Annotated in this window: 10 protein-coding genes and 1 pseudogene; 7 read left to right on the top strand and 4 right to left on the bottom strand. The window is 42.4% G+C overall.

Going from position 1 to position 8,670, the window contains the following annotated elements; all coding sequences use genetic code 11:
* Window positions 1–427: 427 nt before the first annotated feature.
* On the bottom strand, window positions 428–937 hold the full coding sequence (locus tag JCM19037_RS05355; protein ID WP_042398638.1) for a hypothetical protein: 510 nt from the start codon (window positions 935–937) through the stop codon (window positions 428–430).
* A 452-nt stretch (window positions 938–1,389) separates the two neighbouring features.
* Between JCM19037_RS05355 and JCM19037_RS24010 the strand changes: the two are divergent.
* Window positions 1,390–1,570, top strand: a pseudogene (locus JCM19037_RS24010) (cytochrome d ubiquinol oxidase subunit II); the annotation flags it as partial.
* A gap of 32 nt (window positions 1,571–1,602) precedes the next feature.
* Here the strand turns inward: JCM19037_RS24010 and JCM19037_RS05360 are convergent.
* Window positions 1,603–2,013, bottom strand: a complete 411-nt coding sequence (locus tag JCM19037_RS05360) for a hypothetical protein (RefSeq protein ID WP_042398640.1) — start codon at window positions 2,011–2,013, stop codon at window positions 1,603–1,605.
* A 201-nt stretch (window positions 2,014–2,214) separates the two neighbouring features.
* Here JCM19037_RS05360 and JCM19037_RS05365 point away from each other — a divergent pair, with 201 nt between their 5' ends.
* Entirely contained in the window at window positions 2,215–3,300 is a 1,086-nt protein-coding gene (locus JCM19037_RS05365) for a M42 family metallopeptidase (protein WP_042398643.1), read from the top strand.
* Window positions 3,301–3,336: 36 nt separating this feature from the next.
* Here JCM19037_RS05365 and sspI read toward each other — a convergent pair whose 3' ends face one another.
* Window positions 3,337–3,543, bottom strand: coding sequence for a small acid-soluble spore protein SspI (sspI, locus tag JCM19037_RS05370; protein WP_042398645.1), 207 nt, complete (start codon window positions 3,541–3,543; stop codon window positions 3,337–3,339).
* 85 nt (window positions 3,544–3,628) lie between these two features.
* Here sspI and JCM19037_RS05375 point away from each other — a divergent pair, with 85 nt between their 5' ends.
* A complete protein-coding gene (locus JCM19037_RS05375) occupies window positions 3,629–4,360 on the top strand; it encodes an RNA methyltransferase (RefSeq protein ID WP_052363575.1) in 732 nt (243 codons plus the stop codon).
* Window positions 4,361–4,715: 355 nt separating this feature from the next.
* On the opposite strand, the gene JCM19037_RS05380 is transcribed toward JCM19037_RS05375, so the two are convergent.
* Window positions 4,716–5,633, bottom strand: a complete 918-nt coding sequence (locus JCM19037_RS05380) for a DNA glycosylase AlkZ-like family protein (RefSeq protein WP_081829080.1) — start codon at window positions 5,631–5,633, stop codon at window positions 4,716–4,718.
* A 413-nt stretch (window positions 5,634–6,046) separates the two neighbouring features.
* Here JCM19037_RS05380 and JCM19037_RS05385 point away from each other — a divergent pair, with 413 nt between their 5' ends.
* From JCM19037_RS05385 to JCM19037_RS05400, 4 genes are all read left to right on the top strand, one after another.
* A complete protein-coding gene (locus JCM19037_RS05385) occupies window positions 6,047–6,367 on the top strand; it encodes a hypothetical protein (RefSeq protein WP_042398650.1) in 321 nt (106 codons plus the stop codon).
* Entirely contained in the window at window positions 6,334–7,074 is a 741-nt protein-coding gene (gene dctP, locus JCM19037_RS05390) for a TRAP transporter substrate-binding protein DctP (RefSeq protein ID WP_042398653.1), read from the top strand. The genes JCM19037_RS05385 and dctP overlap by 34 nt, the downstream gene beginning before the upstream one ends.
* Before the next feature lie 21 nt (window positions 7,075–7,095).
* Window positions 7,096–7,599 carry a TRAP transporter small permease subunit gene (locus tag JCM19037_RS05395; protein WP_042398655.1) on the top strand — a complete coding sequence of 168 codons (504 nt, stop codon included), beginning with the start codon at window positions 7,096–7,098 and terminating at the stop codon, window positions 7,597–7,599.
* A partial coding sequence (locus JCM19037_RS05400; RefSeq protein ID WP_042398657.1) for a TRAP transporter large permease occupies window positions 7,589–8,670 on the top strand: 1,082 nt, incomplete at its 3' end. The genes JCM19037_RS05395 and JCM19037_RS05400, both read left to right, overlap by 11 nt.

Genomic DNA, 8,670 nt, shown 5'->3' on the forward strand with positions numbered 1-8,670 from the left:
TCTTCCGTCCCCATGATGAACAAGAAAGAATCCTCCAATTTCATTTTCAGTAATAAAACTCGCGCAGATAGGATTCTTATTCCTTCCCCGATTCCATGAATAATAAGCATCGACGAAAATACGGCTTCCATGCTCGGGGTTTCCACTTCTCAAAATGCACTACTGATCGTCAGTCGCCCTTCCTTAAACATAGTATATTCAATGACGATCGGCTCAACAAAACGTAGTTTCTCATGTGTAAGAGCCAGAAAAAAGTAGAGGCACATTTTGAGTGCCCTTACTCTTATTTTCTAGAGAAAATTGTTCCCCGAACAGCCATACCCCTACCAGCTGTAACGATCTCGCAGCTGTTCGTAGATGTCAAGTTTTGTATCAATACGATCCGCAAGTTTCTCCGCGTAATACGCATGCGACTCACTCTTCGCCATTAACGTTTCATAGGCTCAACAACGTCATCTGGATCATGATACGCTAAACGTTCAGCTAGACGTTCCCTCTCATCCGGATGAAACAGAAAATTATAAGGGTCGGAACCGTCAACGTTGAATGTCGTCCAGGTGCCGAGCGTGACATCGCTGTCTTCTAATAAAAGAATGTACTCGCTTTCTGCTTGCAACGGGGCGTGTGAATCAAGCAAGTGAAGAATTCGATCGCCCTCGAGCACATATGGTTCGCGAACGTGGAGATTGTCCCCTACAGCAATATCATTCTTCGAACGATTGTCTAATACATTTAGCACTTCCACTTCGGTTTCGGTGAAAAATTCCTCCATTCCATCTTCAGGACTGTCAGTATGATAAGAAATTTTGAATTTTCGTTCTTCAAAAGTTTCGCTTACCGTAACATGAAGAACGTAATCGGCTTCGTCGACAAACTCATCCGGTGATGTCGTGTATGCAACGTTAACGACGGGGGTAATGAGATCGTACGAAAGCACGGTGCTTGTGCTACATCATCTGACGATGTCTCTCCCGTTCCACAACCGACGAGTATAAGGGCAACGACACCGAAAAGTGCATAACGTTTCACCATATTACCTCCTACAAATATAAACGGTGTGTCTAAATAAATGTTACGTTTAAGTTTAAATAACTTGTGCCCCCTTATAAACCCTCTGAGTCAATACTGAATCTCACCAAATTAAATGTTGAAAGATTATGAGCTGTATTGTAGTAGATTGACTCTTCTTTATAATCATCGACACCAACATATAATACATACTCACTATAATAAGTCACGAAACAAATGCGCGCCCTTGCATAGGCTTCATCTTCGTACTTTTTCGATATGCTCTATCTCATTCTCGGAATCGGAACGGTTGTCGTATTACGGTGGATGTTCAGTAACAACTGAAAAAGATCTGGAGCATAATTCGGGAGGTCGAGCGGCATGAGCTTAGAAATCATCGGAATTTCCGTACTTTGGCTGTTTTTCTTCCTCTATATCATCGTCAAATCCATTGATTTTCCGGTTTCTTTAACGCCTATAGTTGCTGTCGGCTAAGCATCATATCCTCTCGAAAATCATTCAACGTTATCTATCCCCTGTTTGGGAAGTGACGAACGTCTTTTGCACAATTTGTCCAATCAAAAAAGCAAGCCGTTAATGGCTTGCTTCTACTTGGTTTTTCTTTTTCTTGTTCATTAATTGTTTAACCGGACTTCTCCACTGGATGGTGGCATGTGGATACACAACGGTAATTTCTGCTTCAATAAATTGAAAGTCTTCAAAATGCAAACCTTCAATGTTCTCAATTCGTTTAGGGTCTAATGAAATGCGCACGACTTCAAATCCGTCATCTGTTGTACCGATGTATTTCTCGCCTTCAAACATGACACCTTTATACGTAATGAGAAAGTTTTTTCTAGCGTCTTGTTGGTGATCATATAAATACAGTTGCTGTTTATTATGAGCTTTCTCAAGCTGGTGCTTTGGGTCACGTATATATCGAACAGCGGAGTATACGAGGATGAAGAAAGCGATCGCTATAAATAGAAAGAAAATGACATTCATCGATTGACCCTCCTCTTCTCAATGGTCAGTACCTAATGTACGTCCTGAACGGATGAAATGTTTCAAAAGTAAAGAGAGAAGTTTTAATTACCTTTTCCACATCTGAACAAAAAACAAACCTCAAGGTCGCTAGGGATTGAGGGAAGTCGTGATTATAGGTATACTATAGAAAGATTGTGAAAAAACTAGGAGGCTTCTCTCATGGCGAATTTAACTAATACACAACAAATGTTAAAAGATCTAACGGATGCCAACGGTGTTCCGGGTAATGAACGAGAATCTCGTGAAGTCATGCAAAAATACATAACGCCGTTTGCTGATGAAGTAACAACAGATAATCTTGGTAGCTTAATTGCAAAGAAAACGGGAACGGCTGGCGGACCGAAAGTAATGGTCGCTGGACATTTAGATGAGATTGGTTTTATGGTAACACAAATTGACGACAAAGGATTCATTAAGTTCCAACCACTTGGCGGCTGGTGGGAGCAAGTAATGTTAGCACAACGTGTGAACATTATGACAAAAAAAGGAAATATAGTCGGTGTGATTGGTTCCAAACCACCACACATTTTACCAGCCGAACAGCGCAAGAAGATGGTCGATAAGAAAGATATGTTTATTGATATCGGTGCCTCAAGCAAAGAAGAAGCCGAATCTTTTGGTGTAAAGCCTGGCGACTCAGTTGTCCCAATTTGTGATTTCACAGTAATGAACAATGAGAAGTTGCTCATGGCAAAAGCGTGGGATAACCGTATTGGTTGTGCGCTTGCCATTGAAGTGCTCAAACAACTTAAAGATGTAGATCATCCGAATGAAGTTTACGGTGTGGGTACTGTGCAAGAGGAAGTCGGTCTTCGTGGTGCGAAAACTTCAGCGGCAGCCATCGAACCTGACATTGGATTCTCAGTAGATGTGGGGATTGCGGGTGATACGCCAGGCGTATCAAAATCCGATGCCCAAGCTGAAATTGGCAAAGGTCCACAAATTCTCGTTTACGATGCATCGTTAATTTCTCACAAAGGCCTTCGCGACCTCGTAGTCGATACTGCAGAAGATGAGAACATTCCTTATCAGTTTGATGCGATGGCTGCTGGAGGTACTGATGGAGGTGCGATTCAACTTACGGCCAACGGGGTTCCTGCTCTGTCAATTTGTATTCCTACGCGCTACATTCATACGCACGCTGGCATTCTCCACCAAGACGATTTTGAGAATGCTGCGAAGCTAATCGTCTCAGTCATTAAGAAGCTAGACGCTGAAACGGTAAAAACACTCACATTCAAGTAAAAAATAAAACACCCCATTTTGGGGTGTTTTCCACATTTATTTTACTCCTGAGCTAATTTGGTCAATCACTTGTTGCTTTTGGGTTTCATCGGCTTCATTCCAATAAACCTCAAACAATACACCGAGACCTGGTAGCATTTTTTCTTCTCCACTGGAGATCGCATCGGTAATGGTCGCTTCAATTTGTGAAGCATCACTACCCGACACATTATCCAAGATCGCATGGCGTAAATTCAATCCCATCACTCTTCCTCCTTCACTATAAGCTAGCTTCAGTATAGGATGAGGTGATCAGGGTCATCTTATACATCGTTGAGGAGTGAGACGGTTGATCACATCTGTGAGCAATGCAAAAATGAAACAAATTAAGAAATTATGGCAAAAGAAATACCGACAAAAAGAACAACAATTTCTCGTGGAAGGTCCACATTTAGTAGAAGAAGCAGTAGAGGCAAATCAAGCATCCTTACTTATTAAAGGTGAAAGTGCCAAACCGATTAAGATGGACAACTCCATAGACATCTTAGATGTCACGGATGAGGTGATGCAGGCAATCGGCTCGACGCAAACGTCTCAAGGATGGATGGCGGTTTGTATCATGCAAAAGCCATCAAGGCCAAGAGATGGAAATGTTCTGCTTGTTGACGGTGTTCAAGATCCTGGAAATCTAGGCACAATAATTCGCACAGCCGAAGCCGCAGGTATGGCTGGAATTGTATTAAGTGATGCCACCGTGGACCCATACAATGATAAAGTGATTCGATCTTCGCAAGGAGCCATTTTTCATATCCCGATTCAATACAAAGACCTTGAGGAGCAAATGACCGTATTAAGAGAAGAGGGCAAAACAATTATAGGTACAGCGATGGAAGGTAAAGATTACCGTACCTTTACTCCAAATCATGAAGGGTTTGCTCTCGTCTTAGGCAATGAAGGAGCAGGTGTGCAACCTCATTTGCTCGAACGTACGGATCACAATGTGACCATCCCCATCTTTGGTAACGCCGAGTCATTAAATGTAGCGGTTGCAGCGGGAATTCTCATTTATCAATGGTCGTAAATTAAAATTTTTAGTGTAATGAAGACGTTGAATCCGACGTTGCATTTGAAGAGAACAAACACATAGAGACACAACGATATGCATCGATCCATCACAGGTGGATTTCCAGTCAGAAAGGAGGGAAGCTCGTCTTTTAAAACAGGCGATGGAGATTCATCATTTTTGACCTGAACGGCCACACAAAGAAAGTTAGGAGGTGGTTGGCGAGGTTAAGTGTCCAGTGGATAGCTACATAAAAGTGACCATGGTTTGACTTTACGCGCGACCACGATGGGATGGCAAGTGTGCAGTCAATTTGCCGGCGCCGTGCGTAGGGAACAGAGACTAGTGCAAATTCAACTATAGCGTTTTGAATTTATTTCTCAGTCGAATCTAACAGCTTCATTCGTTTGGCTTCACGAATCACATGATCTTTAAGCCATTCATTGTCGTTAAACATCATAAAGTCATCAAGGCGATTGTTCTTTTTCTTCCAATACCCAACAATCACACCGTTATTAAGAATAGCGGCCTCAATATGACCTGCCTTTTTATAGATGCGAGGTATATTCTCTTCGGCGATATAAAATTTGTTTTTATGAGAGACGACAAAAGGGTCGAATTTTGGTATGGTTCTTACGTTTACACTGCCTCTGTTATTCTCAATTGAACTCGGCTGTTTGTTAGATGAATTTTCATGAACGATGTTTTTCGTTCGTTTCACTGTAGTGCCGCTCCAGTGTACGAAATCGTTTATCGTAAAAGGTGCATAACTTACACGATAACGATCATAAATGACTTTCAATGCCGCGTCTGAACTTAACTGCGTACGTTCATTTCTATTGGAATCTCGTCTCAACATGTACATAAAATGAGTTCCGTTCAAGGAAAGGCATACTTTATTCTGATAACATAAGGATTTTACTATTCCTCCCCAAGAACTAAAGGCATATCTCACGAATTCCTTATCACCAAATGTACTTGTTGCTTTATCCAGGAGCTCTTTCTGAAGCTTGGGACCATCTTCAAGCACTCCAAGTGCCCATTTCTCTAGTTGATCTTGTAGGTCGCGATCGATATGGTTTTTCATATATTTACTCCAGCGCTGCAGCCACTCGCTTTCGAATGCTTTTTGATAAATTGGCCAATCTTCTGAAACAATCGTGTGCAATGTACCTCGGATCGTCCAAATACGTTCGATGCTCTCATGTTTGTAATAGTTCATTAAATCATTGTAGGAGAGGTCTATTCCTCTAGCCTGAGTGATAGGAGAGGGGTATCCGTATTTTGACATTGAATACCACCGAGTTTTTTTATGACACCTCGTAGGTTACACGTTGTATGTTGATGAGTGAGTCGTTGGTTTTGAAAAAATAAGGCAGCACAATGTTTATTCATAGGATTTGACCTCCTCATTTTAAATCAAAACATACACGGATCTCTACATTTGAAAAGTTCGTATATATTCGCGAGATATACGGAGTGTAGTGGGGATTTGCTGGCAACGTAAAAAAGAATAGACGTGTTGCTTCCCAAAATTAGTGATTGTATGTGTACATCATACAACGTCTTTTGCCAACTTCAAAGAGAAATAGATATTTATCATTTACAGGGTTGCCACCGGGGGCTTCCTTTGATAAAGTAAGTGTAACTATTTACGAACGACCGTTCATTCGTAAATTGAAAACGCTTACTTTGGGAGGTTGTATGAAATACAAAACGTTTATTCCACTGTGCGCCGTTGGGATGGTGAGCCTTTTAGGCTGTCAGAATGTAGAAACGAACGCGGAAGAGCGAAGCGAAACATTGGTTCTTACATCTTTTTTACCGCCAATGCATTCACAAAATACGGACGTTTTGTCGGCATTTATTGAAGAAGTAGAGGCTGCTACGGATGGGCGAGTGTCAATTGATGTGTATTACGGAGATTCTTTAGGGGCGGCCGATTATCAATATGACATGGCAGTAACGGTACGAGCGATTTTGCTCTTGGTATGCATGGGTACACCCCAGGTGTTTTTCCCCTAACTGAAGTCGTTGAACTTCCTAATATTGCACAAAGCGCTGAGGAATCAACGGCCATACTCCAGCATTTGCTTGAAGAATATCCAGAAATTGAAGAAGAACATGAGGGAACGAACATTGCTTGGTTGTTTAGCGTTGAGCCCTATCAAATTCTCACATCCAATACGAAAGTTGAAAATCCAGAAGATTTAGAAGGGTTGAAAATAAGGAGCCCGTCATCTATAGCGAATGAAATTCTTGAATCATTAGGCGCAATTCCTGTATCGATGCCTTTCGGTGAAGTATATGAATCGATGCAAAGAGGGGTCATTGACGGAGCATATGCACCTGCATCTGTGATGAAGAATTACCAAACGAATGAAGTGACGAACTATATTGCTAGAGGGGATTTCTCTACGGCAAATCATTTTGTCGTTTACAACGAGGATAGCTTGAATGCTTTGCAAGATGAAGATCGAGAAGCGATTGAGAATATATTAGCCGATGATTGGGGTATGGTTGCCGGAAAGACATATGACAAAGATGAAGTAGATGCGTGGCAGATCGCAGAAGATGATGGCATTGAAGTTGTCCATGTGCGAGACAACCATTGGCAAGTGTGGGAAGAAGCGATGTCTGAAGTGTCACAACAATGGATTGAACGAGCCAATGCCCTCGGCGCTCCTGGAAATCAAATGTATGAAGAGCTGCTGAATTTGGATGACGACTAACGATGAAAGGGGTGAAAACTTATGCCTGCATGGGTGGTGTCGTTTGAAAACGGGGTTCATAGGGTGAGCAAATGGAGTCATTACGTTGCTTCGTTTATTCTTTTAGGCATGATGTTCCTAACATTTTTTGATGTGGTCGGTCGTTATTTTATTCGACCTGTTCTTGGAACGTACGAACTCACTGAGTTAGGGTTGGCGTTGTTAATCTTTTTAGGCTTATCTTTTACACAACTAAAAAAGGATCATATTTCAATCGACTTTTTTGTTGGGAAGTTTTCATTTCGAACACAGCAAATCATTGCGATTTTCACGTATTCCACATTGTTTGTTTTGCTCATATTGGTCAGTGTAAATATGGTCATTTTTGCAAATCGAACAGCCGCACATGTTACGAATGATCTGGGGTTACCGATCTATTTGGTTGTCATTATAGCGGCGCTTGCTGTGATCGTTTTTGCTTTGACGCTAATCGTCGAGCTTTTAAAATCTTATTACCGGGTGGTGAATCAAGCACATGGCTCCTGAAATCATTGGACTCATCGGTATCGTTTTGCTGTTCCTACTCATTCTCATGAATGTTCATGTAGGGTTAGCGCTCATACTCGTTGGTTTAGGCGGCTATCTCGTACTAGCAGAACCAGGTGCGGCTTTAGCACAACTCGGTAGAACACCCGTCAGTACAGCCATGAGCTACAGCTTAAGTGTCATACCGATGTTTATCTTTATGGGGATGATTCTTTCCATGAGTGGTTTTGCCCAAGATCTTTATCGTGCCGTTGATAAATGGGGCGGACACTTCACGGGAGGGATTGGGATGTCAACGATTGGTGCAAGTGCCGTGTTTTCGGCGATTTCAGGTTCCTCGAGTGCAACGACAGCGACGATGGCAAAAGTCGCTTTGCCAGAGATGAAGCGTTATGAATATGACCCGAAAGTATCCACCGCTTGTGTCGTGGCAGGAGGAACGCTCGGAGCACTTATTCCGCCAAGTGTTGTGCTCATTCTCTACGGGGTGTTGACGGGGGAATCAGTTGGGCAGTTGCTCATCGGGGGGATTCTCCCTGGTGTGTTGATGACTGTGCTATTTATGCTAACGGTGTACTTAATTGTGAAATTTAGCCGGGATGCAGAAGGTAAAAAAAGTTCACGCTCATCTTGGCGAATCCGTTTCAGTGCGTTGCAACGCACGTGGCCTTTTCTCGTCATATTTCTCGTCAGTATCGGAGGTATTTTTCTCGGATGGTTTACACCGACAGAGGCCGGTGGTGTTGGTGCGATGAGTTCTCTCATCGTTGCTACGATTCTAGGGCGCTTTAAGATGACGCAACTGCTGGAATCACTTGACGAGTCCGTCAGACTTACATGTATGATCTTTATGATAATTATAGGCGCAACATTATTCTCGCAGTTTTTAGCAATCTCAGGCATTCCGAGTTTCGTGTCGGAGGAAATCATTCGCTGGGGGCTCAACCCGTATGTCGTCTTAGCGGCCATTTTGATCGCTTTGTTTATACTCGGGATGTTCATGGAAGGCGTTTCAATACTCGTATTAACATTACCGATCATTTACCCTTTAGTTACAGGCTCGGGTTTGAT

It is taken from the genome of Geomicrobium sp. JCM 19037 (assembly GCF_000698105.1).
Taxonomy (GTDB): Bacteria; Bacillota; Bacilli; order Bacillales; family Marinococcaceae; genus Geomicrobium_A.

Coding starts and splice junctions, on each gene's coding strand:
- JCM19037_RS05365 (WP_042398643.1), top strand. CDS start 2,215: ATGGCGAATTTAACTAATACACAACAAATGTTAAAAGATCTAACGGAT.
- dctP (WP_042398653.1), top strand. CDS start 6,334: ATGCATGGGTACACCCCAGGTGTTTTTCCCCTAACTGAAGTCGTTGAA.
- sspI (WP_042398645.1), bottom strand. CDS start 3,543: ATGGGATTGAATTTACGCCATGCGATCTTGGATAATGTGTCGGGTAGT.
- JCM19037_RS05380 (WP_081829080.1), bottom strand. CDS start 5,633: ATGTCAAAATACGGATACCCCTCTCCTATCACTCAGGCTAGAGGAATA.
- JCM19037_RS05360 (WP_042398640.1), bottom strand. CDS start 2,013: ATGAATGTCATTTTCTTTCTATTTATAGCGATCGCTTTCTTCATCCTC.
- JCM19037_RS05385 (WP_042398650.1), top strand. CDS start 6,047: ATGAAATACAAAACGTTTATTCCACTGTGCGCCGTTGGGATGGTGAGC.
- JCM19037_RS05395 (WP_042398655.1), top strand. CDS start 7,096: ATGCCTGCATGGGTGGTGTCGTTTGAAAACGGGGTTCATAGGGTGAGC.